The following is a 17,698-nucleotide window of genomic DNA, read 5'->3' as shown; positions in this document are numbered from 1 at the left end:
GGGGAACGGTGGTCGGGGGCTGGAGAGGGGTGGGGCGGGGCCCGGTCGTCTCGTCGGTTCGTTCGCTGCGCTCGCTCACGGTGCGACCAGGTCCCCGGAGCGGGCGATGACGCTGGCGGTGGTGCCGAGGTACGACGCCACGACCGCGGGGTCGTGGAGCACCTCGTCGGGGGCGCCGACGGCGATGACGGAGCCCTGGTCCATGGCCACCAGGCGATCCGACACGGCGGTGATCAGCGGCATGTCGTGCTCGATGACGACGACGCCGGCCCCAACCTCGTCGGCGATGCGCCGCAGCAGCGGGGCGAGGGCCTCGGTCTCGCGCTGGGCGATGCCGCTGGAGGGCTCGTCGAGGAGCACGACGGTGGGACGGTGGGCGACGACGCACGCCAGGTCGACGACGCGGCGGGAACCGGTGGAGAGCTCGCGCACGAACTTCGACCGGAACGCCTCGAGCCCGAGGAGCTCGATCAGGGCGTCCACCCGGGTCCGGACCGCCTCCTCGGAGTCGAACGACGCCGGCAGGTGGAGGGCGGCGCTCAGGGGGTCGCGCACCTCGACCCACCGCTCGAGGGCGACGGCGATCGCCTCCTCCACGGTGAGGGCCGGGAACAGGCGGGCGTCCTGGAACGAGCGGCCCAGCCCGGCCCGGGCCCGGGCGCTGGCCGAGAGCCGGGTGACGTCGCGCCCGCGGACCTCGACCCGGCCGCCGTCGGAGGGGGTGAACCCGCTGATGAGGTCGAACAGGGTGGTCTTGCCGGCGCCGTTGGGGCCGATGATGCCCACGACCTCGCCGGGAGCGACCTCGAGGGTGACGCCGTCGACGGCCTTGATGCCACCGAAGCGGACCGACAGGTCGTGGGTGGCCAGGGCGACCTCGGCCGCCCCCGCGGTGGCCGCGACGTGCTCGTCGGCGGAGTGGCCCTCGACGCCGGCGGCGGCCACGTGGGTGACCTCCTCCTCGGTGCGCTCGGCGATCTTCTCGATGGCGACCGCCGCCCCCGCCGGTCGCGGCGCCGTCCCGTCGCCGTCGCGGGCCTGCGTGGCCGCGCCGGCGCCCTCGAGGAACACCGAGCGCAGCACGTCGGGTCGCTCGAGGAGCTCGGCGGTGGGCCCGTGGAACCGGATCTGGCCCTTCTCCATGAAGAAGGCGGTCTCGGCGACGGTGAGGGCGACGTTCACCGACTGCTCGACGATCACGACCGTCGTGCCCGAGGCGGCGATGCCCTCGACGATGGGCAGCAGCTGCTCGACGATGACCGGTGCCAGGCCCAGCGACAGCTCGTCGATCATGAGCAGGCGGGGCTGGGACAGGAACGCCATCCCCAGCGCCAGCATCTGCTGCTGGCCGCCGGACAGGTCCGAGGCCGGATCGTCGAGCCGCTGGCCCAGGACCGGGAAGAAGCCGAGGACCTCGTCGACGCCGGCCTTGGTCGCGGCGCGGTCGGACCGGTGGCCCCACGACCCCATCTGGAGGTTCTCGCGGACGGTCAGGTCGCCGAAGACGCCGGCGCCCCCGGGCATCTGGGCCACCCCGAGGGAGGCGATCTCGTGGGGCGGGGCGTGGGTGATGTCCCGGCCGTCGAAGATGACGGCGCCTCCGTCGGCCTCGACGATGCCGGAGATGGCCTTCAGCAGCGTGGACTTGCCGGCGCCGTTGGTCCCCAGCAGGGCGACGATCTCCCCCTCGCCGATCTCGACGTCGACGCCGAACAGGACCTGCACGTCGCCGTAGCCGACCTCGAGGTCCCGCACGAGCAGCAGCTTCGACCGGCCCGCGGCCCGCTCGTGGGCGGCCTCGGCGCGGGCCGCCGACGCCTTCCACACCTGGGCGATGTCACGGTTCACGCTGGCGCCGGCCGTGGCGATGATGAGCCCGCCGACCAAGAAGATCGGCACCATGAGGACCATCCCCCACCGGATGCCCCACCGGTCGGCGACGGCGCCCAGGATCGGCAGGAACAGCAGCCCGGGGACGACCCAGAGGGCGCCGACGGAGAACCCGATCGATCGGGCCCGGGGCGGGATGGCCAGCGAGAGCGAGGCGAGGATGCCCGGGCCGAGCACGGCCAGGCTGCCGGCGATGACGAGGTTGGCGATGATCGCCACGGCGAGGCTGGGGGCCAGGGCGAAGGCCAGGAGGGCACCGGACACCACGAAGGCCACCAGCGAGAGGAACCGCATCACCAGGCTGGTGTCCTTCGCCATCAGCCGGGTGGCGACGCGGGCACCGAGGATCACCCCCAGCAGCTGGGCCGGCTCGACGCCGGCGGCCACGAAGCCGCGGGCCTTCTCGTCGAGGTCGAACTGCTCCTCGTACATGAGCGATGCCAGCGAGACGAACCCGATCAGCGAGGCGCCGAGGAACGGGAGGCTGTACCAGATGCGCCGCAGGGTCTCGATCTTCCAGACCATCCGCCAGCCCTCGCCGAACGACGGCGAGACCTCCTCGGTGGCGATGACCTCCTCGGTGGCGCCCATGGCCCGCCGCTCGTGGCCGCCGCGCACGGGCTCCTTCAGCCAGAGGGCCAGGCCGACGAAGATGGCGGTCGGGACGACGAAGACGAGGAACGGCGCCCGCCACCCGAAGGCGGAGGCGAGCAGGCCGGCGCTGAGCGGCCCGATGCAGGCTCCGACGGCGTTGGCGGCCCGGTGGGTCGAGAACACCCGGGCCCGGGCCTCGGGGGCGTAGTAGTCGGCGAGGAGCGAGTTGTGCGTGGGGTCGACGGTGGCCCGGCCGATGCCGGAGAAGATCCGCACGACGAACAGGAACACCACCCCGGTCGCCAGGCCGGTGAGGAGCGAGAACACGCCCCAGAGGGCACCGCCGGCGGCGGCGAGGGGGACCCGCGGGTAGCGGTCGGCGGCGGCCGCGATGGGGACCTGCAGGACCAGCGCCAGCAGGGTGACGACGGCGATGAGGGTGAGGATCCCCTGGGTGCCGAGCCCGAACTCGTCGCGGATCTCGGGCAGCAGGATCCCGAACGCGGTGCGGTCGAGCTCGTCGACGGCGTTGAGCCCGAAGAGCACCACGAGCGGCAGCACGGGCCCGCCCCCGGTGATCCGGGCGGCCCAGCCCCGCAGGCCGCCGCCCCGCTCGGGCACGCCGGCGGCCGGGTCGGTCGTCGTGGCCGCCATCAGGCCTTCACCTCGGCCGGGATCTCCGTCGCCGGGGCGGGCGGTTCGTGGTCGTCGTCGCCCGGCTTGGCCAGGCTGACCTCGTCGTCGGGCTCCACCGGGCCGGCGATGGGTGGCGGCGGGGCCGACACCTCGATCCGGTCGTCGCCCACCAGGCTGGGCACGTGCAGCCCCCGGCGGCGCACGACCGAGCGCAGCCAGCCGTCGCGCAGCTGGAACAGCAGCCCGCCCAGCCCGGTGGGCAGCACGAGCAGCACCAGCAGCACGCCGGCGCCGGTGGCGACCACCTGCCACTCGTTGGGGAGGAACCACTGCGTGCCCCGCAGGTAGACGGCGCCGAGCACCGCCCCGGGGATGGACCCGATGCCGCCGATGACGGCCATGGTGAACACGGCGAAGTTCTGGCCCGGGTCGTAGGGGCCGCTGCCGAAGGACTGCTGGTGGTGGACGAACAGCCCGCCGGCGAAGGCGGCGATGGCCCCCGACAGGGCGAAGGCGGTCAGCTTGGCCCGGGTGGGGCTGACGCCGTAGGCCTCGGCCGCCCTCTCGTTCTCCCGGATGGCGAGCAGGACCCGTCCCGCCCGCGACCGGCGGACGCCCCGCAGGGCCAGCACCACCAGGACGAAGCCGGCGAGGGTCACGTAGTAGACGCCGGTCGGCGAGTCCCAGTCGAGCCGCCCCAGCAGCGGGTTGCGCGAGACCCGGTCCGACGGCACCCAGTCGAAGAAGCGGTCGTTGAGCAGGTACGAGGTGGTCGCCAGGGCGAAGGCGAAGGTCGTCACGGCCAGGTGCAGGCCACCGCGCCGCAGGGCGGGGAGCCCGACGAGCAGGGCTGCCACCCCCCCGGCCAGGGCGGCCAGCATGAGGCTCACCAGCAGGTCGGCGTCGTGGTCGATCGTGGCCTTGGCCCCGACCACGGCCCCGATGGCGAAGAAGGCGACCTGGCCGAGCGACACCTGCCCGGCCCACCCGCTCAGCACCACCAGGGACAGGGCGAGGATGCCGTAGATGATCACGGCCGACGCCTTGAGCGAGCGGTCGGTGGACAGGAGGTGCGGCAGGACGAGGGCGGCGGCGAGGAGGACCGTGCCGCCGACCCACCGGACGAGCCGCACCTCGGTCTCGCGGCGCAGGACGGCGGGCACGGGTCGGACCTCGTCGGCCGCCTGCCACCCCGAGGCGTCCTCGTCGCCGACCCGGCCGCTCTTGCGCCGCTGCACCACGAGGGCGATGCCGATGACGGCGGCGAGGATGGGGTCGATGAGCAGCGGGCTGGAGGCGTTCCACTGCACGCCCAGCTCGAGGACGCCGAGGGCCACGGCGCTGCTGGCGATCAGGGTGAGGTTGGTCATCCGCCCGATCAGGAGGGCGGCCAGGGCCCGCAGGAGGATGCCGAAGCTGAGGGCGGACCCGACGGGCAGGCCGAGGATCCCGGCGCGGAGGAAGGTGGCCACGAAGGCGAGGAGGCCGGCGACGGCCCACACCAGCGTCTGGACCCGGTGGACGGGGATGCCGAGGAGCGAGGCCCGCTGCGAGCTCGTGGCCGTGGCGCGCACCGCGACGCCCAGCTGGGTCCGCTGGAGGAACCAGGCCAGCAGGGCGATGCAGATCGGCACGACCACCATGGCGATCACGTCGTTGGCGTTGAAGACCACGCCCCCGACGGTGAAGCTGACGGCGAACGGGGCCTCGATGCGCGGGGCCAGGACCCGTTCGTCGGTCCACAGCTGGGGCATGAGGAGGGCGCAGGCGGCGAGGATCTGCGACAGCCCCAGCGTGGCCACGGTGAGGATGAGCCGGGGGGCGTGGCGGAACCGCCGGATGATGACCGCCTCGACGATGCCGCCCACGAGCAGGGCCGCCACCAGGCCGGTGGGAACGGCGAGCCAGTAGCTCCAGCCCCACGCCGTCATGAGCATCAAGACGAGGACGGCGGGGACGCCGCCCAGGTCGGCCTGGGCGAAGTTCAGGATCCGGTTCGACCGGTGGATGAGGGCCATGCCCAGCGACACGAGGGCGGTGAGGCCGCCGATCACGATGCCCCGCACGAAGATCCCCGACGGCACCGGGAAGACGATCAGCTGCAGGGCGATGATGGCGAGCGGCGGGGCGACCGTCGGGGCGAGGGCCCGCAGCCGGTCGGCGGGGGTGCTGGCCCGACGGTCGCCGTCGGCGACCGTCGGCGTCGTGGCTGCGGTCACGCGTGGTGGCCCATGGTCTGCGGTCGCGGCACGGCGGCCCCCTGGTCGTCGGTCCTGGGTCGGGTCCGTCGTCGGGTGCCTGTGGCGCAGGGCACGTGTGACGACGGTCTCCGATAGTAGTATCGGATCGACGGCGTGCAAGGGGCATGTCCGGGGGACCCGCGGGAGACCGCCACATGGGTGACGAGATGGCTGACCACAGCGCCGACCCGATCGCCGACCCGATCGCCGCCCGGGGCCCCGGCCCGGAGCCAGACGAGGACCCCGGCGCCGACGGCACCCGCGAGCGGCTGATCCGGGCCGCCATCGAGATCGTGGCCACCGAGGGCGTGGCCGCCCTGACCACGGTCAACGTCTGCCGCCGGGTCGGCATCGCCCAGTCGAGCTACTACACCCACTTCGCCAGCCGCGACGAGCTCCTCCAGGCCCTCGGCGAGCGCAGCGCCATCGCCAGCCGCCGGACCACCCGGGCGGCGCGGGCCCAGTTCGGCGAGCACCGCGACCGGGTCCACCTGCGCGACACCATCCGGGCGCCGCTCGAGCTCATCCGGTCCTACCCGGAGATCTTCCGGCTCGGGCGCCAGGCCCGCCACGAGCCCCCGTCGACGGCGCTGGGCGCCCACGCCCGGGCCATGGCCGCCGCCAACCGGGCCGAGCTGGCCGACGACCTCATGGACCTGGCCGGCCAGCACGACCCCGGGCTGCGCCGGCGCTACGAGATGGTCGCCGACTGCATGGACGCCATGGTCACGACCCTGGGCGAGGGCCACATCGAGGGCCGGTACCCGGACCTCGAGGAGGTCATCGACCTCCTCGCCATCTACGCCGCCGGGTCGCCCCGCCTCGTCGAGTGGCTGTCCTGGCGCCCCCCCACCGAGGCCTGAGCACCCCGACGCACGTCCGCCGACCGGCGACGAACCGCACCCCTGCGACACCCAGCCAGCACGACCCGGGCCACCTGTCGGAGGAACGGAGATGTCGCCCGTGCACCGCCGGGTCCCGGCCGACGGGCGCGGCAGGCGGCGTCGGCCGGGCGCGGGCGCTGGGTTACGGTCGTCGGCCGTGCCTTCCTCCACCGACCTGTTCAGCATCGAGGGCAAGACCGCCCTCGTCACCGGCGGCAGCCGCGGCATCGGGCTCATGATCGCCCGGGGCTTCGTCGAGGCGGGGGCGTCCGTCGTCATCTCCAGCCGCAAGGCCTCGGTGTGCGAGGAGGTGGCGGCCGAGCTCTCCGAGATAGGCGAGTGCCGGGCCGTCCCCGCCGACCTCTCGACCGAGGACGAGTGCCGCCGCCTGATCGACGAGGTCGCCACCGGGACCGACACCCTCGACATCCTGGTGAACAACGCCGGCGCCACGTGGGGCGCCCCGCTCGCCGAGTTCGACGACGCCGCATGGGACCGGACCCTCGACCTCAACGTCAAGGGCGTGTTCCACACGACCAAGTTCGCCCTCCCCCTGCTCGAGGCGGCCAGCTCCGAGGGCGACCCGTCGCGGGTCATCAACATCGGCTCGATCGACGGCATCCACGTCCCGGTCCTCGAGACCTACTCGTACTCGGCCAGCAAGGCCGCCGTGCACCAGCTCACCCGCCACCTGGCGGCCAAGCTGGCCCCCCGCATCACCGTGAACGCCATCGCCCCGGGCCCGTTCGAGTCGAAGATGATGGCGGCCACCCTCGCCGCCGCCGGGGACCAGATCGCGGCGTCGGCGCCGATGCGCCGCATCGGCCAGCCCGACGACATGGCCGGCACCGCGATCTTCCTCAGCTCGCGCGCCAGCTCGTACATCACCGGCACCGTGATCCCCGTCGACGGCGGCATCGCCACCTGCCGGTAGGCGCCCACCGCCCTCCCCGCGCCGTCGACCGAAGCCAGGAGCCCGCATGCCCGACGATCCCACCTCCGACTGGCGGCCCGACGGGTCGTCGGACCCCGGCCTCGAGCCGACGCCCGAGGACGCCACCCGGGCCTGGGCGACGGGCGAGACCGACCCCGCCGGGACCGACGCGACCCAGGCCTGGCGGCCCGACGCGGCCGACGGCGACCCGGCGGCGACGCCGGGCGCCGCCGACCGGACGGGCGAGCTGCCCCCGGAGCAGACGCTCGACGCCACCCAGGTCCTCCCCGCGGCCGGCGCCGCAGGAGCGGCGGGCTACGCCGGAGCCGCCGGCTACGGCGCCGGCGGGGCCCCGGGCGGGGGCTACCTCCCGCCCGACGCCGAGCCGCCTGCGGCGCGCCGCGGCCGGGGGATGCTGATCGCCGCCATCGTCATCGTCCTGGCCGCCCTCGTCGCCGCCGCCATCGTGTTCGCCGTGGTGAGCGGGGAGGACGACGCCCCGTCGACGACCACCACCTCGATCACCACCGCGCCGACGACCACGACCGAGGCCACGACCACCACCGCGCCGACGACCACGACCGAGGCCACGACCACCACCGAGGCGACGACCACGACGGCGCCGACGACCACGACCACGGCGCCGACCACCACCACATCGACGACGACCACGACCTCGACGACGTCGACGACGACCACCTCGACGGTGCCCCTCGAGCCGGCCGGTGCCGAGGGGGGCGCATGACCGACACCACCGCCCCCGCCATCGACCTCCTGGCGCCTGCCTTCTACGGCGACCTCGACGCCATGCACGCCGCCTTCCGGTGGCTGCGGGCGCACGACCCCGTCCACCGCGACGAGGCCAACGGCCTGTGGGGCGTCACCCGCCACGCCGACGTCATGGACGTCGAGCGCCGCGACGACGTGTTCTCCTCGGCCTCGGGCTACCGCAGCCACCACGAGCCCGACGAGGACAACATGATCGCCCAGGACGATCCCGGGCACCTCGAGCAGCGACGCCTCGTGAACCGCCGCTTCACGCCCCGGGCGGTCGCCGCCATGGAGGGCTACCTGACGACCCTCGTGGACGACGTCCTCGAGGGCGCCCTCGCCGGGGGGTCCATGGAGGTCGTCGGCGAGCTGGCCGCCCCGGTGCCGGCCCGGCTCACGGCCCACCTGCTGGGCTTCGCCGAGGAGCGGTGGCCCGACATCAAGACCTGGTCCGAGCGGCTGATGCGCTACGACGAGGTCGACACCGACCAGGCCGTCGCCGACGACTTCGTGATGGCGATCATGGAGTTCGTGCCCGTGCTGATGGAGACGGCCACCGCCCGCCGGGCCGCACCGGCCGACGACCTCGTGACCGACTGGGTGCGCGGCGCCGAGCGGGGCTGCCCCATGACCGACAGCAAGCTGGTCAACGAGGCCGGCCTGGTGATCTCCGGCGGGGCCGAGACCACCCGGACCGTCATCAGCCGGGGCCTCGTCGCCTTCGCCGAGCACCCCGACCAGTGGGAGGCGATGGCTGCCGACCCCTCGCTCGTGCCCGGTGCGGTGGAGGAGCTGATCCGCTGGGTGACGCCGCTCAACAACTTCTTCCGCACCGTCACCCGCGACGACCGCATCGGTGACCAGCCGGTGAAGGCCGGCGACCGGGTGGCGATCCTCTACCCCAGCGCCAACCGGGACGAGGCCGTGTTCGCCGACCCCGACCGCTTCGACATCACCCGCGACCCGAACCCGCACCTGGCCTTCGGTCGGGGCACCCACTTCTGCCTGGGCGCCAACCTGGCCCGGGTCGAGCTGCGGATCCTGTTCGAGCGGCTGAGCCAGCGCATCACCGACCTCCGCGTCGTCAGCGGCCCCCGACTCGAGGACAACATCTTCGTCACCGCCGTCCAGCACCTCGAGATGGCCTTCACCCCCCGCTGACCGGTCGGAGTGGGTCAGACCCACACCGACCGCGCCTGCGACAGGGCTTCAGTGGCCGCGGGCGATCCAGGCGTCGAGGTCGGGGGCCTCGACGCCGATGGTGGTGTCGTCGCCGTGCCCCGTGTGCACCACGGTCTCGTCCGGGAGGGGCAGGAGCCGGTCCTGGATCGAGTCGATGATGGTGGTGAAGCTGGAGAACGACCGGCCCGTCGCTCCCGGCCCGCCGTTGAAGAGCGTGTCGCCGGAGAAGAGGATGCCGGCCTCGGCGTCGAGGAGGGAGCAGCCCCCCGGGCTGTGCCCGGGGGTGTGGATCACCTTGAGCTTGCGGCCCCCGACCTTGATCACCTGGCCGTCGGTGAGGGCGGCGTCCACCGGACGGTCGGGGTGCACCTGCTCCCACAGCATGGTGTCGGCCGGGTGCATCCAGATCGGAGCCCCCACCGCCTCGGCCAGCGCGGGCGCGGCGTTGATGTGGTCGTTGTGGCCGTGCGTGCACACGACGGCCACCACCCGGCGCCCGTCGACGCCGGCGACGATGGGCTCGTGGTCGTGGGCGGCATCGACGACGATGCACTCCTCGTCGTCGCCGACGATCCAGATGTTGTTCTCGACGTCGAAGTCCTCGCCGTCGATGGAGAAGGTGCCCGCCGTGACCACCTTGTCGACACGGGGCGCGGGTCCGGTGGGGGCGGGCATCAGGCGCTCCCCTCGATGACCACGACCGACCGGAGGACCTCGCCGCGCTCCATCTTGTGGAACGCCTCCTCCACCCCGTCGAGCGGGATGGTCTCGCTCACGAAGGCGTCGAGGTCGAGCCGACCCTGGAGGTAGAGGTCCGTGTAGAGGGGGAAGTCGCGGCTCGGCAGGCAGTCGCCGTACCACGAGGGCTTGAGGGCGCCGCCCCGGCCGAAGAAGTCGATCATCGGGATGTCGATCCGCATCTCCGGGTTGGGCACGCCGACCTGGACCACGGTGCCGGCGAGGTCCCGGGCGTGGAACGCCTGCTCGAAGACCTTGGGGTTGCCGACGGCCTCGACCACCACGTCGGCGCCGAAGCCGCCGGTGAGCTCGCGGATGGCCTCGACCGGGTCGGTGCTCGAGGCGTCGACCGTGTGGGTGGCGCCGAAGCCCATGGCGATCTCGAGCTTCCGGGCGTCGAGGTCGACGGCGATGACGGTGCGGGCGCCGGCGATGCGGGCCCCGGCGATGGCGGCGTCGCCGACGCCCCCGCAGCCGAACACGGCGACGGTGTCGCCCGGGCCGACCTCGCCGGTGTTGATCGATGCGCCGAGGCCGGCCATCACCCCGCAGCCGAGGAGCCCGACGGCCTCGGGCCGGGCGGCGGGGTCGACCTTGGTGGCCTGGCCGGCGGCGATGAGCGTCTTCTCGGCGAAGGCGCCGATGCCGAGGGCGGGGCTGAGCTCGACCCCGTCGAGGGTCATCTTCTGGGTGGCGTTGTGGGTGGCGAAGCACAGGTGGGGGCGGCCCCGCTTGCAGGCCCGGCACTCGCCGCACACGGCCCGCCAGTTGAGGACGACGAAGTCGCCGGGGCCGATGTCGGTGACGTCGTCGCCGACCGCCTCGACGATGCCGGCCGCCTCGTGCCCGAGGAGGAACGGGAAGTCGTCGTTGATGCCGCCCTCCCGGTAGTGCAGGTCGGTGTGGCAGACGCCGCAGGCCTGGACGCGGACGAGCGCCTCACCGGGTCCGGGGTCCGGGACCGAGATGGTCTCGACCCGGACCGGCTCGCCCTTGGCCGTGGCCACAACTCCTCGCACCTCGTGCGCCATTCGGGTCCCTCTCCTCGTCGTGGATGACCGCCGCACCGTACCCATGAACACCTCACCGATGCGCGACGCCGTACCGCCGACCCCGACGACCGGGGTGAGGCGCCCCGTTCCCTCATCCGTAAGGGGTGCTTGACACACCTTCCGTGGGGGGCGATCATGCGCCCGTGCTCGTGTGCCACTGCCGGGCGGTCAACGACCGCCAGATCGAGGCTGCCGCCCTCTGCGGGGCGACCTCGGTGCGCGACATCGTCACCGCCTGCGGGGCCGGCGGCGTCTGCGGCGGGTGCCGGCCGGTCATCGAGGAGATCCTCGAGGGCACCCCGGTCGCCCTGCCGGCGTCGCACGCCGCCGTCGCCTGACCCCGGTCCCGTCCCGTCGGGCCCGGTAGGGCCGCCTTCCGCGCCCCGGTGGGGCGCACCCCGGTCCCCCCTGACAGGGTCCCCACACACCTGTTCGGTCGGCCATGATGGTCCCGACGCCCCCATCGAGGAGAAGACCAGTGCAGGGTGACCCCGCCATCATCGAGATCCTCAACGAGGTCCTCACCGCCGAGCTCACCGCCGTGAACCAGTACTGGGTCCACCACCGGATGCTCGACAACTGGGGCCTCAAGCGGCTCGCCGAGCACGCGCGCGAGGAGTCCATCGACGAGATGAAGGACGCCGACCGCATCATCGAGCGGATCCTGTTCCTCGAGGGCGTCCCCAACATGCAGCGGCTGAACCCCGTGCGGGTCGGCGAGACCGTCCCCGAGCAGCTGGCCTCGGACATGGCCGTCGAGCAGGCCGCCGTCGAGCGCTACAACCGGGGCATCGCCCTGTGCGTCGAGAAGGGCGACAACGGCACCCGCCACCTCTTCGAGGAGCACCTCACCAGCGAGGAGGAGCACCTCGACTGGATCGAGGCCCAGCTCTCCCTGATCGAGACGATCGGCCTCGAGCGCTACCTCGCCCAGCAGATCCACTCCGACGACTGAGGGCCGGTCTCGCCGCCGAGGCGACCTGGGTGCTCACCTGATCGGGTGGGTAGGGCGCCGGGCATGAACCCGGTCCGCACCCTCGCCCGCCCCCTGCTCGCCTCGGTGTTCGTCTCCGGTGGCGTCGACATGCTCCGCAACGCCGGGTCCCTCGCCCCGGTGGCCGAGCCGGTCACGTCGAAGGTCGTCGAGGCGGCCCAGCCGGTGGCCGACCGAGCCGCCGAGGCCGCCGGCCCGGCCATCGGGACCGCCGCCGAGAAGGTGGTCGACCTGGCCGAGCAGGCCGCCGACGCCCTCCCCGACCGCGCCCAGCCGGTGGTCGACCTGGCCGACCAGGCCGCCGACGCGGCCCGGCCCCTCACCCCGACGGCCGACGACGCCCTGCTCGCCGGGTCCCAGCCCCGGTCGGCCCCGCCCCGGGTCGGCCTGCCCGACGATCCGGAGCTGCTGACCAAGGTCAACGGCGGGGTGATGGTCGGCGCCGGGATCCTCCTGGCCATCGGCAAGCTGCCCCGCCTGTCGGCCGCCGCCCTCGCCGCCACCCTCGTCCCCACCACCCTCGCCGGCCACCGGTTCTGGGAGATCGACGACGAGGAGGAGCGGGCCGCCCAGCAGATGGGCTTCATGAAGAACGTGTCCCTGCTCGGCGGGCTCGCCCTGGCCGCCATCGACACCGAGGGCCGCCCCGGCATCGCCTGGCGGACCCGCCACGCCACCCGATCCGCCCGCCGCGAGGCGGCCCTGGCCCGGGCCAAGGTCGCCGGCGCCCTCCCGGGGTGACCGTGCCCACCGGGTGGGGGGCCACCCCCTTCCTCCGTCGGGTCCGAACCCCTCCCGACCAGGGCAGATAGGTTCGCGAGGTGGCCGAACCCGGCACGATGCCGCGCGTCCTCCTCGATCGGTACGAGCTTCGTGACCAGGTCGGCGTCGGTGGGATGGGAGAGGTCTGGCTGGGGTGGGACCGCCGTCTCCAGCGCGACGTGGCCGTCAAGCTCCTCCTGCCCCAGCTCTCCGACGAGCCCGCCTTCCGCCAGCGCTTCGAGGTCGAGGCCCGGGCCGCCGCCGCCCTCGAGCATCCCAACGTCGTGCGCGTGTTCGACATCGACGACGACCAGGGCTCCCTGTTCATCGTCATGGAGCGGCTGCCCGGCCCCTCGCTCGACCGTCGGATCTACGAGGGTCCGCTGTCGGAGGAGGAGGTCATGCGGGTCGCGGCCGACATGCTGGCCGGGCTGGGCGCGGCCCACGCCGAGAACCTGATCCACCGGGACATCAAGCCCGGCAACCTGATCCGCTCCGCCGGCGGGCGCTGGAAGGTCGGCGACTTCGGCGTGGCCAAGGACCTGGCCTCGACCGCCCACCTGACCCTCGTCGGCGTGGCGGTGGGGACTCCTGCCTACCTCGCCCCCGAGCAGCTCGACGGCCGCCCGGCCACCAGCTCCACCGACCTCTGGGCCGCCGGCGTCGTGCTCCGCGAGGCCCTCACCGGGCGGCGCCCGTTCGACGGCAACGACCCCATCGAGGTGGCCCACGCGGTCCAGAGCACGGTGGTGCCCCCGCTGCTGACCGTGCGCCCCGACATCTCCCCCGCCCTCGCCGCCGCCATCGACCGCTCGCTGTCGTTCGACCCCCGCCAGCGGTTCGCGACCGCCAAGGACATGCTCGACGCCATCGAGGGCAAGGCCCCGGTCGTGGCCGCCCTCCCCCCCGTCGAGGACGTGCCGGCCCCACCGCCGAGCGTCAGTGGCGAGGTCGCACCTCTGCCCGACCCGTCCACGAGCGGCCCCGTCCCGGCCGTCGCCCCACCGGCCGTCGCCGCCGGGACCGGCCCCGAGCCGCGATCGCCCACCCGCACCCTGGCCATCGCCGCCATCGTCGTCGGCGTGCTGGTCCTGCTGTTCCTGCTGGGACTGCTGTTCGGCCTGATCATGCTGGGCGACGACAGCGACGACGGCTCCGAGGTCCCGTCCCAGACGACCGGGGCCGACGCCGCCGACCAGGCCCCGGCCACCGACGCTCCGACCACCACCGCCCCGCCGACGACCGGCGCCGACGGGCTGCTCCCCGGCGACGGCCCGCTCCCGGGCCAGGCGCCCCCGCCCGACGACGAACCGGGCACCACCGAGCCGGCGGCCGGAGAGGGCGACGGCTCCCCGGGCGCCACCGATGCGCCGAAGCCGGACGAGACGGTGCCGGGCGAGTCGGTCCCCGGCGGTGGCGACCTGGGCGAGGGCGCCTTCGGGGCCGAGGCCGGTCTCGGTCCGGCCCCCCGCCCCTGAGCCTCGGGGCTGATCCGGCTCGGCGGCCCGACCCTGGCGGACCGGTGGGCTCAGAGGGTGGCGGTGAGGGCCAGCGCCTCGACCAGGCCGCCGTGGTCCACGTCGCCCACGTGGTGCCGAGCCGCGGCGCGGGCCTCGGGCTCGGCGTTGCCCATGGCGATGCCGTGGCCGACGGTGGCCAGGGCCTCGGCGTCGTTGTTGCCGTCGCCCACCATGGCCACCCGGTCGAGCGGGTGGCCGAGGGATTCGGCCATGAGGGCCACGGCCGACGCCTTGGTGGACCCCTGGCGGGTGATGGACACGAAGGCGGCGCCGGGCATGGCCGGCGAGGTGGCCGAGTGGGCGACGGTGCCCGCCGGGGCCACGGCCCGGGCCGCGGCCGCCTCGGAGACGGGGACCACGATCTGGGCCCGCACCACGCCGCCGTCGAGGGCCTCGACGGGCCGACGCCGGTGCGGGACGCCGAGCAGGTCGGCGTGGGCGACGGCGAGCGGGGCGTCGCTGTCGACGGCGAGCTCGCGGTCGGAGTAGAGCTCCACGACCCAGTCCCGGGCGGCGGCGACGGCGATCAGCTCGGCCACGGCGTCGCCGGGCAGGAGGGTGTGGTCGACCTCGCCGGTGCCGGTGTGCACCCGGCTGGTCCCGTTCTGGAACAGGTGCCAGCCGTCGGGGTCGACCCGCCGGGCCCACTCCCACGTCGGGCCGAAGGCGGGCCGGGCCGTGGCCAGGGCCAGGTGCTGGCCGCGCCCGACGGCGGCGGCGGTCGCCGCCCACACGTCGTCGGTGGGCGCCCCCGCCGTCCCGACCAGGGTCCCGTCGACGTCGATGAAGACCAGCGGCAGCACCGGCCGATGCTGGCCGCCCTCGCGCCCCCCCACCAACTCCCGGGTGCGGTCAGCCCTTGGGCGGTCGGGGGAAGAAGGCGCTGGTGCGCTCGATGTAGTCGGCGTACTTCGGCCGGCGCGTCCCGATGTCGCGCTCGAGCATGGCGACGCCCGAGACCCGCAGGAGGAACACCGTCATGACGATGGGTCCGAGGACGCCCCACCGGCCCGGCCCCGTCTCGGCCGCGACCAGCCAGATGCCCCACCAGATGCAGAAGTCGCCGAAGTAGTTGGGGTGACGGGTGTAGCGCCAGAACCCGCGGTCCATGACCTTGCCCTCGTTGGCCGGGTCGGCCTTGAACCGGGCCAGCTGGAGGTCACCGCCCGCCTCGAACACGAACCCGACGAGCCACAGCAGGACGCCCAGGACGGCCAACGGCCCGAGGCCGTCGGGGCGCTCGGCGGTCGCCGACAGCCACACCGGCAGCGACACGACGAGCATCAGCACGCCCTGGAGGGCGAAGACGGTGACCAGGCTGATCAGCCAGAACCACTCGCCGTAGTGCCGGCGCATCTTCTGGTACCGCCGGTCCTCGCCGTGGCCCAGGTTCCGCCAGGCGAGGTAGCCGGCGAGCCGCAGGCCCCAGATCCCGACCAGCACGAGGAGCAGCGTCCGCCGGGCCGAGGAGCCGTCACCCACCAGGAACGACGCCGTGGCGACGACCACGAAGCCGAGGCCCCAGACGATGTCGACGAGGCTGGCGTCGCGTCGCACCACGCTGATGGTCCACGTCACCAGCATCAGGGCGACGACCCCGCCGGCGGCCGCCGCCACCACGGCGCCCATCAGCGCAGGGCCGGGCGGCGAGGAGGGGGCACGACGCGCACGCTAGGGGCACCGGCCCCCGGGCGCCCGGTCCCGTCTCCCGGGGTCTCCGCGACGGCACCGGGTCACGAAGTTCGCTCGGGGCGCCGGTGGGCAGGGTGCGCCCCATGCCCGACGCCGCCGCCACCTTCCCCCACTCCGTCGCCAGCTTCGACCCCACGGCCGACGGGGTGCTGCTCTGGACCCAGACCGACGTCGCCCCGTCGGTCGACTGGGTCGTCGCCACCGACGAGGGGCTGGCCGACGTGGTCACCTCCGGCACCGCTGCGGTCGACCCGGAGGCCGGCGGGACCGTCACGGTCGACGTCGACGGGTTGGACCCGGCGACCACGTACTTCTACGCCTTCACCGCCCAGGGGGTGCGGTCGCGCGTGGGGCGGACCCGGACCCTCCCGGCCCCCGACGCCGCGGTCGGGTCGATCCGGCTGGCCATGATCTCGTGTGCCAACCTCAACCGGGCGCCCCTCACGGTCTGCCGGGCCCTGGCCGCGGTCGACGACCTCGCCCTCGTGTACCACGCCGGCGACTACATCTACGAGGACGACGGCGAGAAGGGCGACATCCCCGTCGACCCGCCCCGGTACCTCGTCACCCTGGACGACTACCGCCTGCGCTACCGCCAGGCCCGGCGCGACACCGACCTCCAGCTCCTCCACGAGCGCCACCCGATGGTCGCGGTGTGGGACGACCACGACGTGGCCGACAACACCTGGGACGACGGGGCCAAGGCCCACGACCCCGAGGAGCACGGTGACTTCCACGAGCGCCTCGCCGTCGCCAACCGGGCCCGCCAGGAGTGGGTGCCCATCCGCTACCCCGACCCGTCCGACGACCGCCGGATGTGGCGCTCGGTGGCGCTGGGCGACCTGGCCGAGCTGGTCGTCCTCGACACCCGGCTGGGCGGGCGGGACAAGCAGCCCGACGAGGGCGAGGACCTCGACGATCCGAACCGGAAGATCCTGTCGGCGCCGCAGTGGGAGTGGGTCGAGGAGCGGGTCACCGACCGGACCCGGCCGTGGTGCCTGCTGGGCAGCCAGGTCCCGATCAGCATCATGGAGATCCCGATGCCGGACCACCTCGACCTCGACGGCCCCCTCCCCGACGGCTACACGCTGCGCGACGGCGTCGCCCTCTGCACCGACCAGTGGGACGGCTACCGGGCGGAGCGGGACAAGCTGGTCGAGATGCTCGACCGGCGAGGGGGCGGGACGGTGGTGCTGTCGGCCGACATCCACTCGTCGTGGGTGTTCGACGGACCCTTCACCTCGGACCTGCGCCCGGTGGCGGGCGAGCTCACCGGGTCGGCCATCTCCTCGACGACCATGGGCGGCAACCTGGGGAAGGCCGCCGCCGCCCTGGCCGAGAAGGTGGCCAACGGGATGCAGCACGTGCGATGGGTCGACCTCGACGAGTACGGGTTCGTGGTCGTCGAGCTCGACCGCGAGCGCCTGATCGGGGAGATGTGGGCCGTCGACCCGTACGACCGCACGGCGACGGCCCGACGGATGTCGGCCTGGGCGATCGGGCCGTCGGCGGGGGCCCGCTGGGTCCGGGTCGACGGCGCCGAGGACGACCAGCCCGGCCCCGTCGACGACCCCCTCGAGATCCCCGGCCTCCCGGCCGAGGGCCCGCCCGCCGGCGGGCGCGCCCCGGAGCCGGGGCGGTCGGTGCTGGGCAAGCTGGTGCGGATCGGGATGGTGGCCGGGTTGGGCCTGGCCCTCCGCCCCGTGCTCCGCTCGGCCTGGCGAGGGGTGGCTGCGGCCCGCGCCCGACGGCGCTAGAACCGGAGGGGTGAGCCCGGGGACGAAGCCGAAGCCGCCACCGAAGCCCTAC

Annotated in this window: 15 protein-coding genes; 9 read left to right on the top strand and 6 right to left on the bottom strand. The window is 74.1% G+C overall.

Features of this window, described 5'->3' with window-relative positions:
• Nucleotides 1-75 precede the first annotated feature (75 nt).
• Together HC251_RS10085 and HC251_RS10080 are read right to left on the bottom strand one after the other, a co-directional pair.
• Nucleotides 76-3,138: an MFS transporter gene (locus tag HC251_RS10085; RefSeq protein ID WP_219945163.1), complete on the bottom strand. Its 3,063-nt coding sequence runs from the start codon at nucleotides 3,136-3,138 to the stop codon at nucleotides 76-78.
• A complete protein-coding gene (locus tag HC251_RS10080) occupies nucleotides 3,138-5,339 on the bottom strand; it encodes an ABC transporter permease (RefSeq protein ID WP_219945162.1) in 2,202 nt (733 codons plus the stop codon). The genes HC251_RS10085 and HC251_RS10080 overlap by 1 nt, the downstream gene beginning before the upstream one ends.
• A 188-nt stretch (nucleotides 5,340-5,527) precedes the next feature.
• Here HC251_RS10080 and HC251_RS10075 point away from each other — a divergent pair, with 188 nt between their 5' ends.
• The 4 genes from HC251_RS10075 to HC251_RS10060 all read left to right on the top strand — a co-directional run bounded on the left by HC251_RS10075 (nucleotide 5,528) and on the right by HC251_RS10060 (nucleotide 9,110).
• Nucleotides 5,528-6,223 carry a TetR/AcrR family transcriptional regulator gene (locus HC251_RS10075; RefSeq protein WP_219945161.1) on the top strand — a complete coding sequence of 232 codons (696 nt, stop codon included), beginning with the start codon at nucleotides 5,528-5,530 and terminating at the stop codon, nucleotides 6,221-6,223.
• Nucleotides 6,224-6,401: 178 nt separating this feature from the next.
• On the top strand, nucleotides 6,402-7,178 hold the full coding sequence (locus HC251_RS10070; RefSeq protein ID WP_255566668.1) for a glucose 1-dehydrogenase: 777 nt from the start codon (nucleotides 6,402-6,404) through the stop codon (nucleotides 7,176-7,178).
• 46 nt (nucleotides 7,179-7,224) lie between these two features.
• Nucleotides 7,225-7,923: a hypothetical protein gene (locus tag HC251_RS10065; RefSeq protein WP_219945159.1), complete on the top strand. Its 699-nt coding sequence runs from the start codon at nucleotides 7,225-7,227 to the stop codon at nucleotides 7,921-7,923.
• A complete protein-coding gene (locus HC251_RS10060; RefSeq protein WP_219945158.1) occupies nucleotides 7,920-9,110 on the top strand; it encodes a cytochrome P450 in 1,191 nt (396 codons plus the stop codon). Before HC251_RS10065 ends, HC251_RS10060 begins: the two co-directional genes overlap by 4 nt.
• Before the next feature lie 48 nt (nucleotides 9,111-9,158).
• Here the strand turns inward: HC251_RS10060 and HC251_RS10055 are convergent, their stop codons facing one another.
• Both HC251_RS10055 and HC251_RS10050 read right to left on the bottom strand, forming a co-directional pair.
• The gene (locus tag HC251_RS10055; RefSeq protein ID WP_219945157.1) at nucleotides 9,159-9,806 is read right to left on the bottom strand and encodes an MBL fold metallo-hydrolase; all 648 of its coding nucleotides are present in this window, start codon (nucleotides 9,804-9,806) and stop codon (nucleotides 9,159-9,161) included.
• Nucleotides 9,806-10,900, bottom strand: a complete 1,095-nt coding sequence (locus HC251_RS10050; RefSeq protein ID WP_219945156.1) for an S-(hydroxymethyl)mycothiol dehydrogenase — start codon at nucleotides 10,898-10,900, stop codon at nucleotides 9,806-9,808. Before HC251_RS10050 ends, HC251_RS10055 begins: the two co-directional genes overlap by 1 nt.
• A gap of 164 nt (nucleotides 10,901-11,064) precedes the next feature.
• Between HC251_RS10050 and HC251_RS10045 the strand changes: the two genes are divergently transcribed.
• From HC251_RS10045 to HC251_RS10030, 4 genes are all read left to right on the top strand, one after another.
• The gene (locus tag HC251_RS10045; protein ID WP_219945155.1) at nucleotides 11,065-11,259 is read left to right on the top strand and encodes a bacterioferritin-associated ferredoxin; all 195 of its coding nucleotides are present in this window, start codon (nucleotides 11,065-11,067) and stop codon (nucleotides 11,257-11,259) included.
• Between the two features lie 140 nt (nucleotides 11,260-11,399).
• Nucleotides 11,400-11,876, top strand: a complete 477-nt coding sequence (bfr, locus tag HC251_RS10040) for a bacterioferritin (RefSeq protein WP_219945154.1) — start codon at nucleotides 11,400-11,402, stop codon at nucleotides 11,874-11,876.
• A 63-nt stretch (nucleotides 11,877-11,939) separates the two neighbouring features.
• The gene (locus HC251_RS10035; protein ID WP_219945153.1) at nucleotides 11,940-12,656 is read left to right on the top strand and encodes a DoxX family protein; all 717 of its coding nucleotides are present in this window, start codon (nucleotides 11,940-11,942) and stop codon (nucleotides 12,654-12,656) included.
• 80 nt (nucleotides 12,657-12,736) lie between these two features.
• Nucleotides 12,737-14,155, top strand: a complete 1,419-nt coding sequence (locus HC251_RS10030; RefSeq protein ID WP_219945152.1) for a serine/threonine-protein kinase — start codon at nucleotides 12,737-12,739, stop codon at nucleotides 14,153-14,155.
• A gap of 50 nt (nucleotides 14,156-14,205) precedes the next feature.
• Here the strand turns inward: HC251_RS10030 and HC251_RS10025 are convergent, their stop codons facing one another.
• Together HC251_RS10025 and HC251_RS10020 are read right to left on the bottom strand one after the other, a co-directional pair.
• On the bottom strand, nucleotides 14,206-15,000 hold the full coding sequence (locus tag HC251_RS10025; protein WP_219945151.1) for an HAD hydrolase family protein: 795 nt from the start codon (nucleotides 14,998-15,000) through the stop codon (nucleotides 14,206-14,208).
• Nucleotides 15,001-15,049: 49 nt separating this feature from the next.
• Nucleotides 15,050-15,826, bottom strand: a complete 777-nt coding sequence (locus tag HC251_RS10020) for a DUF1295 domain-containing protein (protein ID WP_219945150.1) — start codon at nucleotides 15,824-15,826, stop codon at nucleotides 15,050-15,052.
• 146 nt (nucleotides 15,827-15,972) lie between these two features.
• Here HC251_RS10020 and HC251_RS10015 point away from each other — a divergent pair, with 146 nt between their 5' ends.
• Nucleotides 15,973-17,646, top strand: coding sequence for an alkaline phosphatase (locus HC251_RS10015; protein ID WP_219945149.1), 1,674 nt, complete (start codon nucleotides 15,973-15,975; stop codon nucleotides 17,644-17,646).
• The last annotated feature ends 52 nt before the right edge of the window (nucleotides 17,647-17,698 follow it).

This window comes from Iamia sp. SCSIO 61187 (genome assembly GCF_019443745.1).
Lineage (GTDB): Bacteria > Actinomycetota > Acidimicrobiia > Acidimicrobiales > Iamiaceae > Iamia.
The sequence above is the reverse complement of the archived record's forward strand: the minus strand, read 5'-3'. Positions and strand labels throughout refer to the sequence as shown.

Coding starts and splice junctions, on each gene's coding strand:
- HC251_RS10085 (WP_219945163.1), bottom strand. CDS start 3,138: ATGGCGGCCACGACGACCGACCCGGCCGCCGGCGTGCCCGAGCGGGGC.
- HC251_RS10075 (WP_219945161.1), top strand. CDS start 5,528: ATGGCTGACCACAGCGCCGACCCGATCGCCGACCCGATCGCCGCCCGG.
- HC251_RS10065 (WP_219945159.1), top strand. CDS start 7,225: ATGCCCGACGATCCCACCTCCGACTGGCGGCCCGACGGGTCGTCGGAC.
- HC251_RS10060 (WP_219945158.1), top strand. CDS start 7,920: ATGACCGACACCACCGCCCCCGCCATCGACCTCCTGGCGCCTGCCTTC.
- HC251_RS10055 (WP_219945157.1), bottom strand. CDS start 9,806: ATGCCCGCCCCCACCGGACCCGCGCCCCGTGTCGACAAGGTGGTCACG.
- HC251_RS10050 (WP_219945156.1), bottom strand. CDS start 10,900: ATGGCGCACGAGGTGCGAGGAGTTGTGGCCACGGCCAAGGGCGAGCCG.
- HC251_RS10035 (WP_219945153.1), top strand. CDS start 11,940: ATGAACCCGGTCCGCACCCTCGCCCGCCCCCTGCTCGCCTCGGTGTTC.
- HC251_RS10020 (WP_219945150.1), bottom strand. CDS start 15,826: ATGGGCGCCGTGGTGGCGGCGGCCGCCGGCGGGGTCGTCGCCCTGATG.
- HC251_RS10015 (WP_219945149.1), top strand. CDS start 15,973: ATGCCCGACGCCGCCGCCACCTTCCCCCACTCCGTCGCCAGCTTCGAC.